Here is a 21,599-nt window from a genome sequence, read left to right on the forward strand (position 1 = left end):
GATTTTAGGCCCCAGGGTTCGACTTCCGTTTCAAATCTTCCCAGGACTCGGACGCTCTAATGTCGGACTCATAGGCAATGACGTAGCCCCACTTCTGGCCAACGAAGTCGTCCTCACCTAGTAGTTCCCGGACGAGCACCCGAGCCGCTGCTCGTTTTGCTTGTACTGTTTCGTCGTCACGTCCCTTGTCGGATTTGCCCTCGATAATCCACATGGTGCCGTCGGAGTCCTGAGCGACGAAGTCGGGGTAGTAGGTGTCGCGGGTGGTGTACATAATCGATGCACCGTCGGTTGAGTAGAGGCGCTTCCACCACACGATGTCTGAGGTGTAGTTCAGCAGCAGTGCGAGGAGGTACTCGCCGCCCCACGAATCGAAACTCGCAGCTGGGAACAGTCCGCGGTTCCAACCGTCGTAGAACTCCCGTGGTTTAAACTTCGATTGCTGGTCTTTTGACAATTGCTGGAGCACCTCCTTGCCAAACGGCAAGGTCACGACTTCGTCAATCGGCAGCTCGACCGGAACGATAGACGTTTCGGTTTGCAGGCTACTTGCGTGCTGGCGCGCCTTCTCGTTTACAAGTGCAACGAGCTCGTCCACCGCCGACTGCTTCGCCTTCTCGGTCCAGTGGTCGATGCCGGCGTTTGCCATGAAGGTCGGAAGGACGTATTGAGTCAGTGTGATGGCATTCTTTTTGCCCTGAGTAACGACCCCGAGACCGAAGACACGGCGGGTGAGTTCACCGATAACAGTGTCTTCCGCCACGGGCGCCGATTCGACTTCCGCGTCGGTGGTGCGTTTCGTGTCGAGCTTGGACTTGCGCACGACGATTTCCTCGCGGGTGAGTGCTTCCTTGGAGTCGGCGACGCGACGCGCTGCCCGGATAATGTCCTCATCGTCAATGTGGCTAAGCAAGAACGGCGTGGTTGATTTCGCCATAACCGTGGATGGAAAAAGGAAGGTTTTTCCTGCGAACTGTGCGTTGACCCTGATTTCCGTTGCCGGGATGTAGTCGGCACGCTGCATGGTCTCATTGTCACCGACTCGTCGGAATGAGACACCTCCGGTGTAACCACCAGTGACCTGGACAATTTCGCCTGCCCGGGTGCCGATGGCGCTCGGACCGTCCGTTGTTTCGCCTGAAGAGGTTGTTGGCCACGCGGTCGAACCGGAAGTCGACCCCCTTTGGGCTTCGTGCGAAGGGGTGTCCGGGTTTGGCTGCACCTGTCCTTCGCCCTGGCGGAAGCTCTCTTCGACGTCCATGCCCGAGATTGCGCCCTGGGCGGCATCTCCGAGGCCGAAGGAGCGCAGCACGTCTTCGTCTTTGAGCAGGGACTTGAACGACTTGTGACTCAAGATGTCCAACTGGTCTAGCTCAGCCACACCAGTGCGGACACCAAAGGGCAGTCGCAGGCCGCGGCCCATGGTTTGCTGGGTGAGAATGTCCGACGACATTGCACGCAACGCACACATCACCGCGACGCGTTTGGTGTCCCAGCCTTCCTTGAGACGGTCAACGGAAACAATGGCACGTACCGTCGAGGCTGGGCTGTCGAGCTCGTCTAAGCGGCGCAGCGTGGCCGCGTCGTTGTGTTTGTTGTCGAACTGGAGCACTGCCTCGGGATCGCCAAAATAGCCCGGTCCCTGGAGGATCTTGGTGACGTCTCCGGCATGCGCGACGCTTTCGCAAACAACGAACAGCAGCGGCTTCGTCCTCTTTCGCTCACCCGCTTCTCCAGGGAAGTTCGCTTTGCCGTACACCTCATAGGCCGCCTCTTTGTTTCGCAACAGCGACACCGCGTCGAGCAGTTGCCTCTCCTCGGCTGAGTCCTTGGGGTAGCCGTTCTCGCGGTATACGAGCATCGGCGACTTCACATAGCCGTCTTCGATGGCGCTATAGAGCGGGTAGTGGAAGATGACGTGGTCCGTATCGGACGCCGAAGCGGTCAACCCAATCGTTGCAGCAGGACGCAAGTCTTTCAGTGCCTGGTTGAACGCCTTCGCCGAGGTGCCAAACAGGTGAGACTCATCTGCGATAACCACGAGGTCATCGAGGTTGACCAGGTAGTCGTAGAGCGAGCCGGACTCTTCCTGGTGGTCGCGAATCTTGCGGCGCATGCCCTCCTCGGTGCCAGCGCGAGCGTTGACTTTCTTTGGCTCAATAAGTTGCGACACATTGAAGACGTAGACCATCGGGCCGTCTGCGGCATTGCGGAAAAGCTCAGACTGGCCGGCGCGCCACGCCCCGTAGTTGCCAGGCGAAACCACCTGGGGAGCAGAAGAGAAGCCTTCAACGTACCGGCGCGAGCCCTGGGTGAAGTTCTGGACTGTCTTGTTCTCCAACACCGTGGAAGGCGGGACGACCACCAAGACGTTTTTTACCCCGAAACGCGAGAGGTACTCAATCAACGCTGCCATGAGGTAGGTCTTGCCCGCGCCGGTGGCCATGTGCATGACCATGGGCTCTAGCGGGTCAAAGTCGCCGGTGAGGTGGTAGACGAGCTCGCGTAGCGCACGTTTGTTGGGGTCTCGTAGTTGGAACTCCGTCGCGATACTTCTGATAAGTCCCTGGTCAAGTGCGATTGGAAGTGCCATGTCTACTTGCCCTCCTGCGTAGTCGAGTAGGTGAAAATGTCGTTCGGGATATGGACAATCTGGCACGGCTTATCCGTTGTCCTCGCGAACTGCCTGATTCCCGGTTCGAGCTCCGTTGCGGCAAGCGTTACGCCTTCGCCGTCGTCGAGATGAGCGAGAAGCTCTTCGGCCTTGTCTTTGTCGAGCCGGCCTTCGACCACCTTGAGGAGCATAGAACCGCGCTTGCCGTCGAAATGGCGGTGATCCGGGGTGAGCGAGAAGTTGAGGTTCGCTGCGACAGAGTTGACGAGAGCCGCGCCGGTTGCCGCTTCGGTAAGCGTGACGAGACCCAATTCGGGGACGTAGTCGAAACACTGTGGAGCAAGGTGGGCGACTGTAAAACCGCCGCCTCCGCGCCAGTTGACGACGCCCTTCTGGTTCTTGGTCTTCGTCGCAGTCTTGAGCGCTTTGACCACCGCTTCGGTTTTCAATTCGGGGTTCGCTGCGAGCACTTTGTTCAACGCGCTATTGAACTTCTGGGCGTCCTCCGGGGAGAGACCTTCGGGAAGCCCCTCGTCGGTCGCGTCGACGCGCTCCGGCTTCTGGATACTGATTCCGCCCTGGTCCTCGCCTTTTACGACCTTCTCCAGGCGTGGGCGAGTGAAACGGGTGAACGTGTCCTCCACGAGCTCGCACGTCACCCAGCGACGTCCCATCTTCTGGGCTACCGCGGCGGTCGTTCCCGAACCGGCGAACACATCGAGGACGACGTCTCCGGGGTTCGTGGCGATGTGAATGATTCGTTCAAGAAGCCGTTCGGGCTTGGGAGTCGTGAATGGAACAGTTCCTGGAAAGAGACCCTTAATTTCTTCTTTCGCATCCGGGTTGGCACCCACTTCTTTTCGTGGCCAAATCGACGTCGGAGGGAGCGGTGCTTTTCCGTCCCTGTAGTAGGTCTTGACATAGGGCGTCAACCCAACCGGTTCCGGCATTTCCAGCCACTCAAGCCGTTCGTAATTTCCTTCTACCGTTTGCTTTTTCCACCGCCAGGTGCCTTGTAAACCATCGGGCCGGATAGGCCAAACTTCGATTCCGCTGGGCGCTTCAATGGGGTACCAGCCGTTTGGTCTCTCCTCACGGAGAGAGTTCTTACCCCACTTGCGCAATTCTCTACTGGAATAGCGTTCACCGTTTTCGTCTATTTTAGGAAAGTCTTTGATTTCGGGCAGCACCTCAAACCGATTTGGGTTCCAGCTTTCTGATTTTCGATAACAAAGCAAGATGTCGTGAACCATCGAAACGCCTTGGTCATCCATCTTGGGGCTGTCTTTCTTTTCCCAACAGACTTCCGCCACAAAGTTCCCACTCCCGAATACCTCGTCCAGAAGCGAGCGCATCCTGTGGTTTTCCACGTCGTCAAGGTGGACCCAGATCGACCCGTCATCGCTAAGAAGCTTGCGTAAGTGAACGAGGCGGTCACGCATCATGGTGAGCCATACGGAGTGTTCGAGATTGTCCTCGTAGTTGGCAAAGGTTTGTGCGGTGTTAAACGGCGGGTCAATGTAGATGCACTTGACCTTGCCGAGGTACTTCTCGCGTAACTCAGGCACCCGAGTAAGAGCTTCTAGCACGTCGCCGGACTCACCAAGGATCAGCAAATTGTCCTCGGTTGGGTCCAAGTCAGCCCGCTCTGAGTATTGAGTGTCCTCGTCCTTCGGCGACTGCTTGCCGGTGACCACCTCGTCAACGACGAGTGCCCGAGTCTCGCAGTACCGAGGGTCTTTCGGGTCAACCCATTCGTATGCGTAGCGTCCCTCTTCGCTGGGAATGAGCGCCTTGTCCTTGTTGAACCAGGTCAATTCGAGTAGTTGCTTCGTGCCGGCCACCGTTTCGTTGCCTCGTTTCGTTTGTCGGGGCGTTCAAATGATTCGCGCTTTATGGTAGCTGGGGCAGCGACAGGCAACGAAGAAAATGCAGCCTGAGGGGAACATATTTTTGGATCGCTGGACAGGCGGGAGCGTCAGTCCTCGTAACGGTGAACCAGATAAGTCCGTCTTGCCGGTTCAAGAGGACGGGTAGTCTCATTCTGGCCGCCCTGGCCGACTGTGCTGGTTTAGCTGGTGTATTCTCTGCTCGGCGAGTGTCATGGCCGGTTTAAACAGGTGTAGCCGCGCTAATTTCCCGAGGTTTCTCCGAGGCCCTCCGCATTCTTTGTTTGGCGGAGCTTTCTAACCTTGGTCTTGGTGCCCCAGGTGAGACTCGAACTCACACTGGACGGGTTTTGAATCCGTTGCCTCTGCCAATTGGGCTACTGGGGCGACGTCAGGAGAGTATATAGCAGGGATACTCCCCGACGTGAATCGCGTGGTCACCGCACTAGAACAAGACGATGAACCAAGCGCTGACAGACCTACGCGATAAACAGGAACGCGAAGATCACAGAAGCGATGGTGCCAGCAAGCATCGGCACCATGGTGCGACGCACCAGGTCGATTGGGTTGACGTTGAGCGCACCCGCCACAATGATCACCGCGGCGTTGACCGGGGATCCTTGGCGCATCAGGTTGGATGCGGACCAAATGGAGGTCAGCATCTGCGGTGCGTGAATAGAGGTCTCAGCTGCCAGGCCCGGAACCATCTCAGAAAACGCGAAGTATGGGGCCACACCAGAGCCGGTAACCAGCGCCATAAGTGCGGTGGCGGCAACGAACACGATCACCATAAGTACCGCGGCACCGGAGGACTTCTGCGCCAAGTTGGTCAGGCCCTCAATCACGCCCATCTGGGTGATGCCCTCAACCAGAACGGCTGCAGCAACAATCAGGGCGACAACGCCTGCGGCAGCTTCACCAAGTCCAGCGAAGAACTCTTTCAGAGAATCCACGGCGTAGTTGATGTTCTTCAAGCGGATTGCCTCGATGATCATGGTCAGCATCAACGAGACCACGGTCACCGGCAGGATGTCAGCCTCAAAGCTGATCAGGTCCATGCGGTTGAGGATCGCGGAAACAATGATCAGCACCAGCGGCAACAGTGGCAGCACTGCGTAGAAACCAGGCAGGCCCTCGGCGCGCTCCACGGCCTCGCGTACGCGGCGATCAGACTCAGACTCTTGGAGTTCGGCGGCGGTGTGGGTGGCGTCGTCAAGCGAGGGTGCCCCTACCTTGGCTGTAAGCTCTGCCTGTTTCTTGGCTGCATCCTTGATATCGCACCGACGCTGCCACCACATGTGCGTAAACGCAATCACGATCAGGGCGGGGATGGTGGACTTGGCCACGTTGTCAAAGACAAACTCCGTGACAGTCATGTCTGTGAGTGCCGCACCCTGGATCAGACCTGCCTCCAAGGGAGACGGCGCGATGGTCGACGAGGTCACGATAATCGCGCCCACCGTCAGCGGGGACAGGCCCGCGGCAATAAGTGCCGGCATGAGCGTTGCCACCAACAGCAATGACAGTGCAGACGCGGACGGCACGACCAATGAGAGCAACGTGCCAACGAGGAAGCCGAGTGGTACGAGCCAGTAGGAGCCGTGGAACCTGCGCAGCGGCTTGGACAGTGCAACCACCGTCTTCGCATCGGCGCCGATGTGGCGCATGTAGCCCACGAAACCGAACAGGACCATAATCGCCATGCCGGTGCCGGCGTAGCGGGACTTGAACAAAGACTCAATGATCAACAACTCGTCATAGAACGCGTTGCCCGACGGATCAAACTTTGCACTGGAGTACTCAATGCGGCCAGTGGCAGCCGCGATCATGAGAAGCAGCACGCCAACCGCGAAGATTGCGGACGCGGCATGCACCTTCTTAAAAATGAAATAGCCGACAGCCGCAATCGCGGCCACGGCAAGCAGGATGTAAAACATCTACAGTTTCCCTACGCTTAGTCTGGTAATGCGCTGTTAAACCTATAACGGCATGCACCTGATCGCGGAACTCAAAGCGACGAAAACTATAAATGTGTGAAGGAACTCACCGTGTCCAATAATGCATGGGGACAACACCCTCGGCAGCCATATGTAGCCCAGTTCGCACAAGGTCCACAGTCAGGTGGTCAGCCTGGTTTGGGGCCGAGTGGTCAGCCTGGTGCTCCGGGCGGGAGTACGCAGAGGAAGCGCGGAGTGAACCCGGAGGCCTTACAGAAGGTTTTCCCGGTTGGCATGCTCACGGTGTTCCTGCTGACTATCGCTTCGGGCTTCCTGCGCTACCACACACTGACCGGATCGCTGTTGGGTGATGAGTTCTTCGCAGTTCGAAACCTGTACGGGTATGAAAAATATTTTGACTCAGATGGCCTCACCGAGACAGGCTTTGACTTCAAGATGACAATGCAGGGGGAGACGTTCAACCACTGGACAGCGATCCCACTTGCGGCAGCAGGCGTGCTCGGCTTGTACCTGACTGCGGTAACCCTTACTCGGAGCGCTCGCTCATGGTGGGCCACACCAGTCTTTGGGTTGGTCGCCTCGCTTACTCAGTTCTTCTGGGTGATGCATCTAGCTAACTTCAAAGTGAAATGGATTTTTGATGATGCAGACGTCGAGCGGAAGTTCGACCTGTTTGGTGAAACCGAGTTCACTATTGGGCTCGGCGTCTGGTGCTGGATGGCGTTAGGGCTTATTGGAGCCGCAATCAGCGTGTTCGAGTTGATACGGATGCGGCGCAATGGCCAAGCGCAGGCGCTTTTCAGCCCGGTTGCTCAGGCTTCCAAACACTGGATCATGATGGCTGCAGTAGCCGTAGCTACCTTGCTGTTTGCCCTGCTTGCTGAAGATGCGGCGCGAGCAACGGCAAGCAGGTGGAACCCAACGTGGTTTTACGGCTTTGCCTACTGGGCGTTCATTGTCTCGATTGGTGTTGCGGTTCTGGTTGGGTTGCTGAAGCGCTGGACGCTGGCGTGGGTAATCACCGCAATCGTTTCCTGGTGGTTGTTCGCATGGTTCTTCATCAGTGACATTCAGACGGAAAACGCACTGTGGCAGAACAACCCAGGGGGCGTTGCGGTGTGGATCATCTGCGCTCTGGTTGGCATTATTGCCTCCGCGCGCGGATTGCGTTTGGCAACGCGTTCGCCGCAGTCGCCGGCTCAACCTAAGAAACCAGCCCAGCAGCAGCAACCCTGGGGATCACCGCAACCGCAACAGCCGTGGGGTTCACCGCAGCCGCAGCAACCTCAGCCGTGGGGCTCACCGCAGCAGCGCCCTTCACAAGGGCCGTTTAGCCGCTAAGATCTCGTCTACACTGCAACAAACACTGCAACAAACACTGCAACAAACCTCGGGCCCACACGAGAGGCGGAACGCATGGCAGTAATCACTGAAGGCACAGTAGAGACCGTTGAGCTGCAAGACGGTCAGATCCGGCGTACCTGGATCGTCGCGGACCGCGGCGAGCGCCCGGCCACGCGCGGCTGGTTCCACGTCGGCGCGGCCTTCGGCTTTGCCATTGCTGCAGCGGTGCTGATCACGTTTGCGTGGATGACCTTGCCGTGGCTGCCCGCACTCGGGGTGACGGTCTACGGTGCGGGCCTGATTACGCTGTTCGGCGTTTCCGCGATGTATCACCGCTGGCCGTGGCGCTCTGCAAGCGCGGTGCAGTGGTGGCGCCGTGCTGATCACGCCACGATTGCCGTCTTCATCGCCGCTACCTATACGCCTTTGTGCCTGATCCTGTTTCCGCCGCGAACGGCCGCGATCATGTTGGCCGTGGCATGGGTGGGCGCGATCGCCAGCGCGATTTTGAACCTGGTGTGGATTAACCACCCGCGTTGGCTGGACGTGGTGGTCTACGTTGCGCTTGGCTGGATTATCGTGCCGCTGGCCCCCGCGCTGTGGGCGATGGGTGGCATCATTCAGGCGGTGTTCATCCTGCTGCTTATTGGCGGCATTATCTACACCCTTGGCGCAGTGGTGTACGGCTTTAAGTGGCCGGGGCGTGAAGCGCGCATCTACGGCTACCACGAGCACTTTCATACTGCGACGATCGTGGCAGCCATCCTGCATTTGGTGGCTATCTGGATAGTGGTGGTCAACGCCGGGTAGCTTGGAGGCCGTGAGACGCCTTTTGCTTATCGACGGCCACTCGATGGCCTTCCGTGCCTTCTATGCCCTGCCCGTGGAGAATTTCTCCACGACTGGCGGCCAACACACCAACGCGGTCTACGGGTTCTTATCCATGATGGCCAACATCGTGGCGGAGGAGAAGCCGAGCCATATGGCGGTTGCGTTTGACGTGGGCCGCAAGACATTTCGCACGGAACGCTTTCCGGAGTATAAGGCGCAGCGTGAATCCGCGCCCCCAGAGTTCAAGGGCCAGGTGCCGATTATTGAGGAGGTGCTGGAAACCCTTGGCATTGTCACCTTGAGCAAGGAAAACTTCGAGGCCGACGATATTGTTGCCACCCTGGTGTCGGAGGCCCGAGCCGAGGGCGACTTCGAGATCGTCTTGGTCAGTGGTGACCGTGACTACATCCAGCTTGTAGACGACTCGACGACGCTGCTCTATCCCACCCGCGGCGTGTCCACCATGACGCGCTTTACTCCAGGCGAGGTAGAGAACAAATACGGGCTGACCCCTGCGCAGTACCCGGATTACGCGGCCTTGCGAGGGGACCCGAGCGATAATCTGCCGGGCATTCCTAAGGTGGGGGAGAAGACTGCGCTGAAGTGGATCACGCAGTACGAAACGCTTGACGGACTCATCGCGAATGCTGAGGAGATCGGCGGCGTTGTTGGTCAGAACTTCCGGGAGCGCATTGACCAAGTGCGTCTCAACCGCGAGCTGACCCAGATGGTCACGGACGTTGAGCTTCCCGTCGGTCCAGAGAATTTGGAGCTTAAGCCTGTCGACGTAGGCGATGTCGCCCAGAAATTCGATGACCTTGAATTCGGCGCAAACCTGCGCGAACGCGTACTTGCCGTCGTGGAAACCACGGGTGATGCTGCGGCAGATGCTGCTGATCAGGTGGTGGAGTTGGAAGAGGTGGTCGTCGATAAGGATGCTCTTGATGGCTGGCTTAAAGCCCGCGAAGGTGAGGGACTGGCGCTCTACCTGACTGGGACTGCGGTTCCGGCTGGTGGTGACTGCGGTGGGCTGGCCATTGTGGACAAGAATCGCCACGCCGTAACCCGCGAAACCAGCGAGCTGACCCCGGCTGAAGACGCGGCGCTGAAGGCGTGGATTGAGTCCGATTCGCCGAAGTACCTGCACGAGGCGAAAGCAGCGTTCCACATGCTCAAGGGCCGCGGCATGACGCTGCGCGGTATCGCGCACGATACGGCGATTGCCGCCTACCTGCTGCGTCCAGGGCAGCGCACCTATGCACTGGAGGATGTCTACCAACGTCATCTGAAGAAGCAGCTCACGCTCGGCGGTGACCAGCTAAGCCTGCTCGGGGATACCTCGCTTACGGATGCTGCGGCGGCCATCATGGAGCTTGCCGCCGCATTGTCTGTACAGCTGACGGAGATCGATTCGTATGAGCTCTACACCGACCTAGAACTGCCACTGGTCACTGTGCTGGCAGAGATGGAGCATGCCGGCATCGCTGTCGACTTGGATGTGCTGGAGGGTCTGCGCAAGGACTACACCCACAAGGTGGCCCAGGTGGAAGAGGAGGCACGTCAGCTTGTCAACGAGCCGACGCTGAACCTCTCCAGCCCCAAGCAGCTGTCCGTGGTGCTGTTTGAAAAGCTGCAGCTGCCGAAGACGAAGAAGACCAAGACCGGCTACTCCACGGCGGCTGGTGAGATTGAGGCGCTTGCGGAGAAAAACCCGCACCCGTTCTTGGATCATCTCTTGGCGCATCGCGAGTACCAGAAGATGAAGACCACCATTGAGGGTCTGATCAAGACGGTGCAGCCGGACGGCCGCATCCACACCACGTTCAACCAGACGGTGACTTCTACTGGGCGTTTGAGCTCCGCGGAGCCGAACCTGCAGAATATTCCGGTTCGCACGGACGCAGGCCGCGTTATCCGCTCTGCGTTTGTGGTGGGGGAGGGCTACGAGTGCCTGCTGACTGCGGACTACAGCCAGATTGAGATGCGCGTGATGGCGCACCTGAGCCAGGATGCTGGGCTGATTGAGGCGTACAAGGCGGGCGAGGACCTGCACAACTTTGTGGGCTCGCGCGTGTTTGAGGTGCCGATTGATCAGGTCACGCCCGAGCTGCGCCGCCGAGTCAAGGCGATGAGCTACGGCCTGGTCTACGGGCTGTCCGCCTACGGGCTGTCTAACCAGCTGGGCATTCCGGCTGGTGAGGCGAAGCAGATTATGGAGAGCTACTTCGTCCGCTTCGGTGGCGTGAAGCGCTACCTGGATGAGGTGGTGGAGCAGGCGCGGCGTGACGGCTACACGTCCACCATCTTCGGTCGCCGCCGTTACCTGCCTGAGCTGAACTCCGACAATCGCGTCGCCCGTGAAAATGCCGAGCGTGCTGCGCTGAACGCGCCTATCCAGGGCACGGCTGCTGACATTATTAAGGTGGCCATGCTGCGTGTGGACGCTGCGCTTGCCACCAAGCGCTCCCGCGTCCTGCTTCAGGTCCACGATGAACTGGTTGTGGAGGTAGCGCCCGGGGAGTTGGACGAGGTACGCGAGATTGTGGAGCGTGAGATGGACGACGCAATCGAACTGCTTGTGCCGCTTGAGGTTTCCGCCGGTACGGGCAAAAACTGGGACGCAGCAGCGCACTAGCCCGCCTTTACCGTTTGCTTCTCCTTCTTTGCAAAGCTTGCCTTTGCAAAGGGAGCGGGTGGCTGGAATTAGTTTCGTTGGTGACCAGCCACCCGCTCCGGAAACGGCATCCCCGTCTGCCGCGACCCCGCCCGTTTTCTGTTGAGTTGGTATTAAGTTGTTCCTCTTCCCCCTAGAGGGTGCTTTCCCTAAGTAGAGGGATAGCCGTGAATTAACTTAACAGAGGCTAAGGGATAAGCTGGGATTAAATTCACGGGGGTGTAAAAATGGGGGTAGTTAGCTAGCCAAAAATGCTACGAAAATGGCGGTGCCTGGGAAGATTGCGCCGCGCTTGGGGGACCATTGGCCCCAGGTGATGTTCAGGTTGGCAGGCCATTCGGGCTCGAAGACGTCCGCGAGCCAAAAGCCAGCTTGCCCAAGAGCGCGAACCCAGTCGCCGAAGGTGCGGTGGTATTCCGCGTATGTCAGTTCCCCCTGATCGTTGTGTTCAAGGTATTCGCGTTCAAAGTAGCTAATCTCCGCAGTTAGCTCGTCCGGGTCGTCTGGGAAGACCCAGCGCATCGGATGGTTGACGGAAAACACGAAGCGTCCACCCGGGGCGAGTACGCGCGCGATCTCCTCGAAGGCTGTATTGATGTCGGCGACAAACGGCAGCGCACCAAATGCGGAGAAGGCAACGTCAAAGCTGTGATCGCGGTAGGGAAGTGCCAGAACATCGGCCTGTGTAAGTGGCGCGGGGCCGCTCGCTCGGGAAAGCATGCCTGACGAAATGTCAAAGCCTGTCACCAGGCGGGCGCCCGTATTCTGCGCCAACCAATTGGCGCACGGGGCACTGCCGCAACCGATTTCTAGGATGGTGGCGCCGGAGACGTCGCCAAGCAAACGGCCCTCTTGCTCCGAGAGCATTTCTGGGCACCAATAGAAGCCGTTGAGGTACTCGGGGTGGGCGTCGTGATAGCGCTGGGCGTCACTGTCCCAATGGTGTCTGTTTGCTTGCGATGGAGTGGTCATAATCATTTGCTTTAGCTGGGTAAAGGCAGTATTGTTGGGCGAGCGTGTCGCAGCGTCGGGGCGAGTGGTGCCGTAAATAGGAGGGCCTGCCCGTCAACGCCGTGAGATCAAAACCCAACTTAAGCACGTGCTTCCGGTTTTTGAAAGACATGCCCATGTACATTTCGACCTCCTATTTTTCGGAGCACATACACATATGCGCACTTCCAACGCACCCCAGGTAGCCATCAATGACATCGGTGGCCCTGAGGAATTTCTCGCCGCAGTGGACGAGACCATCAAGTACTTCAACGATGGCGATATCGTCACCGGCACCGTTGTTAAGGTTGACCACGATGAGGTCCTCCTCGACATCGGCTACAAGACTGAGGGCATCATCCTCACCCGCGAGCTGTCCATCAAGCACGACGTTGACCCGGAAGACGTGGTCGAGGTCGGCGATGAGATCGACGCACTTGTCCTGACAAAGGAGGACAAGGAAGGCCGCCTGATGCTGTCCAAGAAGCGCGCTCAGTACGAGCGTGCTTGGGGCACCATCGAGGAGCTGCAGGCCAACGACCAGCCGGTTACCGGTACGGTCATCGAGGTTGTCAAGGGCGGCCTCATCCTGGACATCGGCCTGCGCGGCTTCCTGCCGGCATCGCTGGTGGAGATGCGCCGCGTGCGCGACCTGGATCCGTACATCGGCCAGGAGCTCGAGGCAAAGATCATCGAGCTGGACAAGCACCGCAACAACGTGGTGCTGTCCCGCCGCGCTTACCTGGAGGAGACCCAGTCTGCGGTCCGCTCCGACTTCCTGCACCAGCTGCAGAAGGGCCAGGTGCGCAAGGGTGTCGTTTCCTCCATCGTCAACTTCGGCGCATTCGTCGACCTTGGCGGTGTTGACGGCCTGGTTCACGTTTCCGAGCTGTCCTGGAAGCACATCGACCACCCGTCTGAGGTTGTCACCGTGGGCGACGAGGTCACCGTTGAGGTGCTCGACGTTGACCTGGACCGCGAGCGCGTGTCCCTGTCCCTGAAGGCAACCCAGGAAGATCCGTGGCGCGTCTTCGCCCGCACCCACGCTGTGGGCCAGATCGTCCCGGGCAAGGTTACCAAGCTCGTTCCGTTCGGCGCGTTCGTTCGCGTCGAGGAGGGCATCGAGGGCCTGGTACACATCTCCGAGCTGGCTCAGCGCCACGTGGAGGTCCCGGACCAGGTTGTTACCGTTGGCCAGGAAGTTATGGTCAAGGTCATCGACATCGACCTCGAGCGTCGTCGTATCTCCCTGTCGCTTAAGCAGGCTGATGAGGACTACGCAGAAGAGTTCGATCCGTCCCGCTACGGCATGGCCGACTCCTACGACGAGCAGGGCAACTACATCTTCCCGGAGGGCTTCGACCCGGAGACCAACGAGTGGATGGAAGGCTTCGAGGAAGCTCGCCAGGAGTGGGAGGCACGCTACGCAGAGGCAGAGCGTCGCTTCCAGGCTCACACCGCTCAGATCGAGCGTCACCGCGCTGCAGCTGCAGAGGCAGCAGAGCAGGGTGGCTCCGACTACTCCTCTGAGTCCAACTACTCCTCCGAGTCTGGTGCTGACGCTCCGGCAGCATCCGAGTCCGAGGGTGGTTCCCTGGCTTCCGACGAGCAGCTCGCTGCTCTGCGTGAGAAGCTTGCTGGCAACTAAGAGCTAGAACAACTACGGCCCGCCTGCCCCAACCGGGGTGCGGGCCGTTTTGTTATGTTCGGAAACTATGAAACGCATTGGACTCACCGGCGGCATCGGCAGCGGCAAATCCACGGTTGCCGGCTTGCTGCAGGATGCAGGGCTTCCGCTTGTCGACGCTGACGCTATCGCCCGCACCATCATGGAACCAGGTTCCCCCGTACTCGCCGAGGTAGCGCAAGAGTTCGGCGACGATCTCATTGGCCCAGACGGCACACTCAACCGCGCGGAGCTGGCCCGCCGTGCGTTTGCCACCGAGGAAGCCACGCAGCGTTTGAACGCGATTACCCACCCGGCGATCCGGGCAGAAGCCGAGCGCCAATTCACCGAACACGAGGCCGCGGGCGCGCAGGCTGCGGTCTATGACATGCCATTACTTGTAGACCTTGGCCTGCACAACGACATGGACCTCACCGTGGTGGTCAACGTGGACGTAGATGAGCGGGTGCGCCGCCTCGTGTCCTCGCGCGGGCTCGATGAAGCCGATGCCCGGGCGCGCATCGCCCGCCAGATTGACGACGCCACACGTCTTGCCGCCGCCGACGTAGTCATTGACAACAACGGCCCGGTCGAAGCACTCGCGCCGCAGGTGGAAAAGGTACTTGCACGAATTCGTTCGTAGCTGACAGTTCCTAACCGACCAGGCGCGTGACCTAAGAGCGTGACCTAAGAGTTCTCGTGTTAGCCCGATGACGTTCACCAAAGGTATAGGGGTTGTTAACCTTAGCCCTTTAGTGTGACACGGCATGGGTACCTGGGATACAGGGCCGTTTGATAATGACTCGGCCGCAGACGTCGTGGCAGCACTTGCCAACGGCACGTTTCGCATGGACCAGTTCCGCTTCAACTGCTCCCGCAGCCCGCTCAACGCCGAGGAAGCCGAGCTGATCATTGCGCTTGCCGCTGTGCTCAACGGGCACGTGCCGGAAGAGCATGCTGAGGCGGTCGCGCGTTTCCCGTTTAGTGCGGATGACCGGAGATGGATCCGTCGTAACGCAGCTGAAGTGCTCAAACCTGGCAGCTCTGAACTCTATGCCCTGTGGCAGGAAACCGGCGAGCTCGACGAGTGGTTGGCTGCCGCGCGCAAGTTTGCGTCGTAGGGCCGTAGACTGGCCTGCATGGCTTTTGCTGCTGAACATCCTGTCCTTGCGCAGTCTGAGTTTCGCCCGGTTGGTGAAATTGAGCGTCGTGAAAAACCGTTCGAGGTTATCTCTGAGTATGAGCCCTCGGGCGACCAGCCTTCGGCGATCAAGGAGTTGGACGAGCGCCTGCGGCGTGGTGAGGAAGATGTGGTGCTCATGGGTGCCACGGGTACCGGTAAGTCCGCGACAGCCGCGTGGTTGATTGAGAAGCAGCAGCGGCCAACGTTGGTGATGGCACCGAACAAGACGTTGGCCGCGCAGCTGGCCAATGAGCTTCGCCAGCTGCTGCCGAATAACGCTGTAGAGTACTTCGTCTCGTATTACGACTATTACCAGCCAGAGGCCTACATAGCGCAGACCGATACCTACATTGAGAAAGACTCTTCGATTAATGATGATGTGGAGCGTCTGCGCCACTCGGCGACCTCGGCGCTGCTGAGTCGTCGTGATGTTGTGGTGGTTGCCTCTGTCTCCTGCATCTACGGTCTCGGCACGCCGCAGTCCTACCTGGACCGTTCGATTGTGCTGCAAGTAGGAGAAGAGGTGGAACGGGACCGCTTCCTGCGCCTGCTGGTAGACGTGCAGTATGAGCGCAATGACGTGGACTTTAAGCGTGGCACCTTCCGTGTGAAGGGCGACACAGTAGACATTATTCCCGCCTATGAAGAGGTCGCGGTGCGCGTGGAGTTTTTCGGCGATGAGGTTGACACGCTCTACTACATCCACCCGCTCACGGGTGATGTGATCAGCCAGGAAGAAGAGGTGCGTATCTTCCCGGCCACGCACTACGTGGCTACGGATGAGCGCATGGAGAAAGCTATCGAGGCGATCAAGGAGGAGCTAGCGGACCGGCTTGAAGAGCTGGAGAGCAAGGGCAAACTGCTCGAAGCCCAACGCCTTCGCATGCGCACCGAGTATGACCTGGAGATGATCCAGCAGGTGGGCTTCTGCTCCGGCATTGAGAACTATTCGCGCCACATGGACGGCCGTGCCGCGGGTTCCGCGCCGGCAACGCTGATTGATTACTTCCCGGAAGACTTCCTGACCATCATTGATGAGTCTCACGTGACCGTGCCCCAGATCGGCGGCATGTTTGAGGGCGACATGTCGCGTAAGCGCAACTTGGTGGAGTTCGGGTTCCGCTTGCCGTCGGCAGTGGATAACCGCCCGCTGACGTTCGACGAGTTCGAAGCCCGCGTGGGGCAGACCGTCTACATGTCCGCAACGCCTGGAGACTATGAGCTTGAGGCTTCCGGCGGCGAGTTTGTTGAGCAGGTCATTCGCCCAACCGGCCTCGTGGATCCGAAGGTGAGCGTGCGTCCCACCAAGGGCCAGATCGATGATTTGATCCATGAGATCCGCCTGCGCGTGGAGAAAAATGAGCGTGTGTTGGTGACCACGCTGACGAAGCGTATGGCCGAGGATCTGACAGACTATTTCTTGGACAACGGCATCAAGGTGCGCTACCTCCACTCGGACATTGACACCTTGCAGCGCGTGGAGCTGCTGCGGCAGCTGCGTCTGGGGGAATTCGATGTGCTCGTGGGTATCAACCTCCTGCGTGAGGGCCTTGACCTGCCGGAAGTGTCACTTGTGGCAATTCTCGATGCGGACAAGGAGGGCTTCCTGCGCTCCACGAAGTCGCTGATCCAGACCATCGGCCGCGCCGCACGTAACGTCTCTGGCGAGGTCATCATGTATGCCGACAACATCACCGACTCCATGCAGGCGGCGATTGAAGAGACGGAGCGTCGCCGCGAAAAGCAGATCGCCTACAACAAGGAGCACGGCATTGACCCGCAGCCGCTGCGTAAGGCCATCGCCGACATTCTGGACCAGGTCTACGAGAACACCGATGCAGACACCCGCGGTGGGGAAGCAGCCATTGTTGAGCGACCCGATGTGTCCACCATGGCTTCCGATGAGCTTCAGCAGCTTATCGACGATCTGACGAACCAAATGGGTGAAGCCGCCCGCGAGCTGAAGTTCGAACTTGCCGGACGCTTGCGTGATGAGATCGCGGATCTGCGCAAGGAGCTGCGTGGTATGAAAGAGTCAGGAAATTAACGTTGCACGTTTCAAAGGTTTAGGAAGGCCCACAATGTTTTCGTACTCTTCAATTGCCGTTGGCACCGATGGCTCCGCTACGTCCATGGCGGCAGTGCGTGCCGCGGCAAGCCTCGCGCGGGTGTATGACGCGAGCCTGACCATTATCTGCGCGCACTACTCGGCGTCCGGCTCGGTGCTTGACTCCACAAACCGCGAGTTAACTGGTGCGGACGTTGTGACAGAAACCGGCGCCCAAGAGATTTTGCAGCGCGCGCGTGAGATTGCTGAGGCAGAGCAGGCCAAGGACATCCGCACGGTTTCCCGCGGCGGCCAGCCGGCAGCGGTGTTGATCGAATCCGTCAGGGAATTTGATGTCGAACTCCTGGTTGTTGGTAACAAGGGGATGCGTTCGCTTGCAGGGAGGGTGTTTGGAAACGTTCCAGGTAGCGTCGTTAAGAAAGCTCCTGTGGACGTGATGCTGGTGGATACTCAGCCTGAGCTACGAAGCTAGGGGCAAACGCGTTACACTTATGCGCATGGCCAACTACTACAACACCATTGTCGTCGGTTCGGACGGCTCGAAGTCTTCCCTCCTTGCTGTTGAGCGTGCAGCCAAGATGGCGGTGGCGTTTGACGCAACGCTGGTTATTGGTACCGCGTACTACCAGTCCGAGGCTGACGCCTCGAAGGCACTGCGCCAGGATTCTGTGACCATTCTTGGTGACGATCAGGCGTTGAAGAACCTGGAAGCCGCAGCTGAGCACGCACGCTCGGTTGGTGCCAAGGACGTGCAGACCGCAACGCGCCCGGGCACCCCGGTTGAGGCGCTGATGGCGATTGTGAACGACAACAAGGCAGAACTGCTGGTTGTGGGTAACCGCGGCATCAACTCCCTGACCGGCCGCCTGCTGGGCTCGGTTCCGGCGGACGTTGCACGTCAGTCTGACTGTGACGTGATGATCGTCCACACCGTCACCGAGTAGTTCTTTTTCCCGCTGGGGAGCTAGAGCTCCCCGATAACCGTCAGGGTCTGTGTCGCCCTGGTCACTGCAACGTAGAGGTCTTGCCACCCCTGTGGCGAGGCCTCAACTATTTTCTGTGGCTCCACCACAATCACGTGGTCAAACTCCAGGCCCTTCATGAAGGCCACGTTGCTGCTGTCGATCACGGCCACGGAGCGGCCCTCATCATCGGCAAAACCCGCGGCAACTGAATCCGGGTTCGTGCCGGTGGGCATGAAGCGCACCGGCTCTCCCTGGCGGATACTGGTTTGCTCACGCGGGGTGCCGCCGCCGTGCTCAAGCACTGTGTCGGCGTACGCGATGATCTCCGCAGGGGTGCGGTAGTTCACCGTCAGCTCATGCATCCTGAAACGGGTGTTCACGAACGGCTCCAGGGCGCTGGCCCAATCGTCAACACCTGCCGGCGCAGATGTCTGCGCCGTGTCACCAACCAACGTCATCCAACGGCTCGGGCAGCGGCGAAACACCATCCGCCATTCCATGGGGGAGAGCTCCTGGGCTTCGTCCACAATCACGTGCCCGTACGCCCAGGCCTGGTCCGCGGCGGCGCGCTCCGCGGTAGAACGCGTATCCGTGGCGCGCTGGCGGCTGGCCAGCGTTTCGGCGTCAATGACGTCGGTGGCAGAGAGGATCTCGGCCTCAAACTGGTCGTCATCATTATCCGTGGCCTCGGAGGAGGCAAGTACATCCAAGGCCTCCTCCGCCTCAGCCACCTGCCTGCGCCAGGCCTCTTCCTCCGCGCGGCGCTCTTCCTCCGGGTCCACCGTGCCAACGATTACAGACAGCTCATCTATCAAGGCCGTATCGGACGGCGTGAACGGGCTGCCGGCTGGGCGGTAGAAGGCTTCGCGCGTGTAGTCGTCATAATCAAACGCCACCTCAGCAATACGCTCGTGGCTAGAAAGCAGCTCGCCGAGCACCTGAGTGGGACTCAGAATAGGGAAGGTGTCCTGGATCAAACCAAGCACCTGCGGGTGCTCTGCAAGATCATCGTGCAGCTGGTCCACATCGGCAGCGGAAAGCAGGTTCGCACCACCCAGCGGGTCCTCACCGATGCGTGTGGCCAACGCCTGCGCCAACCGCTGCGTTAAGTCCTCCTGATAGACGGCGCGGGCCGCGTTGTGGGGCTTGCGGCTGCGCCGCGCACGGGTGCGCGATGCCTTGATCATGGCCGGGGTGGCGTGGATACGCACACCGTCGATATTCAGCTCAACCGGCTCATCAGGCACGACCTGGTAGGCCTGCACCGCACGGCGCAGGATGGTCACCATCTCCTCGGAGCCCTTCACCTCGCGGGCACTAAACGGCTCCTCGTGGGTACCCGGCGCGAACCCCGGGACCAAGTTTTCCAGGGTGCTTAAGATCACGCCGGTCTCACCAAGCTCCGGAAGTACGCGAGAGATGTAGTCCAAAAAGGTATCGTTCGGACCAATAATGAGCACGCCCGTGCGGCTGAGTTGCTCGCGCCAGGTGTAGAGCAGGTAGGCGACGCGGTGCAGCGCAACGGCAGTCTTGCCGGTGCCGGGGCCACCCTGGACAACCATCACACCGCGCGTTGGGTCACGGATAATGTCGTCTTGCTCGCGCTGGATGGTCTCCACGATGGACTGCATGTGTCCGGTGCGTGCGGCATCCATCGCTCGGCGCAACGCAGCTTCAGACCCGACGTTGGCCGCCTGAGTCTCAAGCGCAACGTCGTCGCCCGAAAGCACCTCATCATCCACCGCCGTGACTGTGCGCCCGCGCATGCGGATATTGCGACGCATACGCACACCCTCCGGGTGCGCAGTGGTTGCCAGATAGAACGGCCTGGCCTGTGGTGCGCGCCAATCTAGCAGCAGCGTGCGGTAATTATCCTCACGATCCACCAGGCCCAAACGGCCGACGTACCTGCGATCAACGCCTGCCACACCCGGTACCGGATTATCCGGGTCCTCATCGGCAACATCCACGCGGCCAAACACCAAGCCAACCTCTGCTACGCCAAGCTGATCCAGCTTGGCATTTAGCGCGTGGTACTCGGTTTCCCGTCGCACCAGCGCATCCGAGTCCGGGTTGTCCGGGTCAACGTCCGCCTGCACCGCAGCGAGTTTTGCGCGCGCGGCATCCACCTCCGCACCCAGATGGGAAAAGAGGACGTCGGCGTGGGCTTGTTCCTCAACAATCTTCTCTGGGCTCATACACAGCAAAACGACCCCGCAGCCCGGAATATTCCGGGGCGGGGCCGCTCGTTGCGTCAGGCCAAGGGAAGCGGGGAACTAGCCCAGCTTCTTCTGTGCCTTCTTCACAAGCTTCTTCGCCTGCTTTTCAGCCTTGTTGGCACGCTTCTTCCACTTGCGCTTCTGGCGCCAGGACGGAGCAACATCCAAGTTGTCCCATGCGTCCTGCAGGCTATCTACGGCCTCCTGCGCCTTGTCCTGCAGCTTGGCAGCAGACTTCTTTACCTTGCGCTTAGCACGGAACTTATCCAGGGTGGACGGCCCCAAGTCATCCAGGGAAGCCTGCAGGTCGCTCACCACGGAGTTGACCTTGCGCTTTGCTTTGAACTTCTCCAGCTTGGACGGGGTCAGCTCATCGAATGCGTCCTCGGCCCAGCCCTTCGCGTCATCCACAAGGTTGTTGACCTTGCGCTTTGCCTTGAGCTGATCCAGCTTGCTCGGCTTCAGGTCCTTGTAGTTGTCCTGCAGCTCATCGGTTGCGTCCTCCAGCCAGTCGCTGGCGTTGGACAGGAAGTGGGAGGTCTGCTTGCGAGCATCGCCGAAGAGGTCCTGAGCAGCACTACCGGCGCGGTTTGCGGCCTTGGCCCAGTCGCCCTTGTTGTCCTCAATGTAATCGCCAACCTGCTCGGTAGCGTCACTAAACCAGTTGCTTGCCTTGTGCAGCGCCTTCTCAGTCTCAGACTGGGTGGGCAGTGCCTGCTGGACATTCTTCTTAGCCACGCGAGCAGCGTTCTGCGCACGCCACTTGATGTCCGGCTTGCCAGCGGTATCCACCGATGCCAACAGCACGCCGCCGGTCAGTGCCAGATCAGTCAGGGCACCTGCGCGGCGACGCAGCTTCTCATCCTCATCATCGGTGTTCCAAAACGCGTTGCGGCCCACCAGGGAAGCCGCAGACGTTGCGGTGAGCAGTGCAGCGGCGGTGCGCGGCAGCTTGCCAATGGCAAACAGGGAACCAGCGCCAGCCTTCACGCCGCCAACGATCTGTGCTGCGGTCTCCGGATCCTGCGGCAGGAAGGAGCGGTACTGGCGCGGCACTGCGGCACGCACCTGCTCAAGCACGCTTGCAGCGCTCTCCTTGTTGCTGGACGGGTTCATGACGGTCTTAGCTCCATCAATTATGAACACCGACGCGAGCATTGGGCGCGCGATCTTGCGGATCATCTTCTCATCATTCCTT

15 protein-coding genes and 1 tRNA gene are annotated in these 21,599 nt (G+C 59.5%); 9 read left to right on the forward strand and 7 right to left on the reverse strand.

Annotated features, from left to right (window positions below; all coding sequences use genetic code 11):
• Positions 1-4 precede the first annotated feature (4 nt).
• The 4 genes from I6I71_RS08705 to dcuC all read right to left on the reverse strand — a co-directional run bounded on the left by I6I71_RS08705 (position 5) and on the right by dcuC (position 6,440).
• Positions 5-2,593: a DEAD/DEAH box helicase gene (locus I6I71_RS08705; protein ID WP_201820465.1), complete on the reverse strand. Its 2,589-nt coding sequence runs from the start codon at positions 2,591-2,593 to the stop codon at positions 5-7.
• Positions 2,594-2,595: 2 nt separating this feature from the next.
• Positions 2,596-4,458 (reverse strand): site-specific DNA-methyltransferase, encoded by a 1,863-nt coding sequence (locus I6I71_RS08710; RefSeq protein ID WP_201820467.1) that lies wholly within the window; start codon positions 4,456-4,458, stop codon positions 2,596-2,598.
• Positions 4,459-4,813: 355 nt separating this feature from the next.
• A tRNA-Leu gene (locus I6I71_RS08715) sits at positions 4,814-4,890 on the reverse strand.
• Between the two features lie 92 nt (positions 4,891-4,982).
• Positions 4,983-6,440: a C4-dicarboxylate transporter DcuC gene (dcuC, locus tag I6I71_RS08720; protein ID WP_201820479.1), complete on the reverse strand. Its 1,458-nt coding sequence runs from the start codon at positions 6,438-6,440 to the stop codon at positions 4,983-4,985.
• A gap of 294 nt (positions 6,441-6,734) precedes the next feature.
• Between dcuC and I6I71_RS08725 the strand changes: the two genes are divergently transcribed.
• From I6I71_RS08725 to polA, 3 genes are all read left to right on the forward strand, one after another.
• Positions 6,735-7,802 carry a hypothetical protein gene (locus tag I6I71_RS08725; protein ID WP_201820482.1) on the forward strand — a complete coding sequence of 356 codons (1,068 nt, stop codon included), beginning with the start codon at positions 6,735-6,737 and terminating at the stop codon, positions 7,800-7,802.
• Positions 7,803-7,877: 75 nt separating this feature from the next.
• Positions 7,878-8,615 carry a PAQR family membrane homeostasis protein TrhA gene (gene trhA / locus I6I71_RS08730; protein WP_201820495.1) on the forward strand — a complete coding sequence of 246 codons (738 nt, stop codon included), beginning with the start codon at positions 7,878-7,880 and terminating at the stop codon, positions 8,613-8,615.
• A gap of 43 nt (positions 8,616-8,658) precedes the next feature.
• Complete coding sequence (gene polA / locus I6I71_RS08735; protein ID WP_236587451.1) at positions 8,659-11,271, forward strand: DNA polymerase I; 2,613 nt, start codon at positions 8,659-8,661, stop codon at positions 11,269-11,271.
• A gap of 276 nt (positions 11,272-11,547) precedes the next feature.
• Here polA and I6I71_RS08740 read toward each other — a convergent pair whose 3' ends face one another.
• Entirely contained in the window at positions 11,548-12,282 is a 735-nt protein-coding gene (locus I6I71_RS08740) for a class I SAM-dependent methyltransferase (protein ID WP_201820500.1), read from the reverse strand.
• Between the two features lie 196 nt (positions 12,283-12,478).
• On the opposite strand from I6I71_RS08740, the gene rpsA reads away from it, so the two are divergent.
• The 6 genes from rpsA (at position 12,479) to I6I71_RS08770 (ending at position 18,161) form a co-directional block, all read left to right on the forward strand.
• Positions 12,479-13,948, forward strand: a complete 1,470-nt coding sequence (gene rpsA, locus I6I71_RS08745) for a 30S ribosomal protein S1 (RefSeq protein WP_052204477.1) — start codon at positions 12,479-12,481, stop codon at positions 13,946-13,948.
• Positions 13,949-14,015: 67 nt separating this feature from the next.
• On the forward strand, positions 14,016-14,609 hold the full coding sequence (gene coaE / locus I6I71_RS08750) for a dephospho-CoA kinase (protein WP_052204475.1): 594 nt from the start codon (positions 14,016-14,018) through the stop codon (positions 14,607-14,609).
• A gap of 124 nt (positions 14,610-14,733) precedes the next feature.
• Positions 14,734-15,087: a DUF4259 domain-containing protein gene (locus I6I71_RS08755; protein ID WP_101734940.1), complete on the forward strand. Its 354-nt coding sequence runs from the start codon at positions 14,734-14,736 to the stop codon at positions 15,085-15,087.
• A gap of 18 nt (positions 15,088-15,105) precedes the next feature.
• Positions 15,106-17,196, forward strand: coding sequence for an excinuclease ABC subunit UvrB (gene uvrB / locus I6I71_RS08760; RefSeq protein ID WP_201820504.1), 2,091 nt, complete (start codon positions 15,106-15,108; stop codon positions 17,194-17,196).
• A gap of 34 nt (positions 17,197-17,230) precedes the next feature.
• A complete protein-coding gene (locus I6I71_RS08765) occupies positions 17,231-17,689 on the forward strand; it encodes a universal stress protein (RefSeq protein WP_201820507.1) in 459 nt (152 codons plus the stop codon).
• A gap of 25 nt (positions 17,690-17,714) precedes the next feature.
• Entirely contained in the window at positions 17,715-18,161 is a 447-nt protein-coding gene (locus I6I71_RS08770; RefSeq protein ID WP_052206366.1) for a universal stress protein, read from the forward strand.
• 20 nt (positions 18,162-18,181) lie between these two features.
• On the opposite strand, the gene I6I71_RS08775 is transcribed toward I6I71_RS08770, so the two are convergent.
• Entirely contained in the window at positions 18,182-20,380 is a 2,199-nt protein-coding gene (locus tag I6I71_RS08775) for a HelD family protein (protein ID WP_201820509.1), read from the reverse strand.
• 78 nt (positions 20,381-20,458) lie between these two features.
• Positions 20,459-21,583 (reverse strand): DoxX family membrane protein, encoded by a 1,125-nt coding sequence (locus I6I71_RS08780; protein ID WP_101734937.1) that lies wholly within the window; start codon positions 21,581-21,583, stop codon positions 20,459-20,461.
• Positions 21,584-21,599: the final 16 nt, after the last annotated feature.

Origin of the sequence: Corynebacterium riegelii (assembly GCF_016728505.1) — a bacterium.
In the GTDB taxonomy this organism is placed as follows: Bacteria; Actinomycetota; Actinomycetes; order Mycobacteriales; family Mycobacteriaceae; genus Corynebacterium; species Corynebacterium riegelii.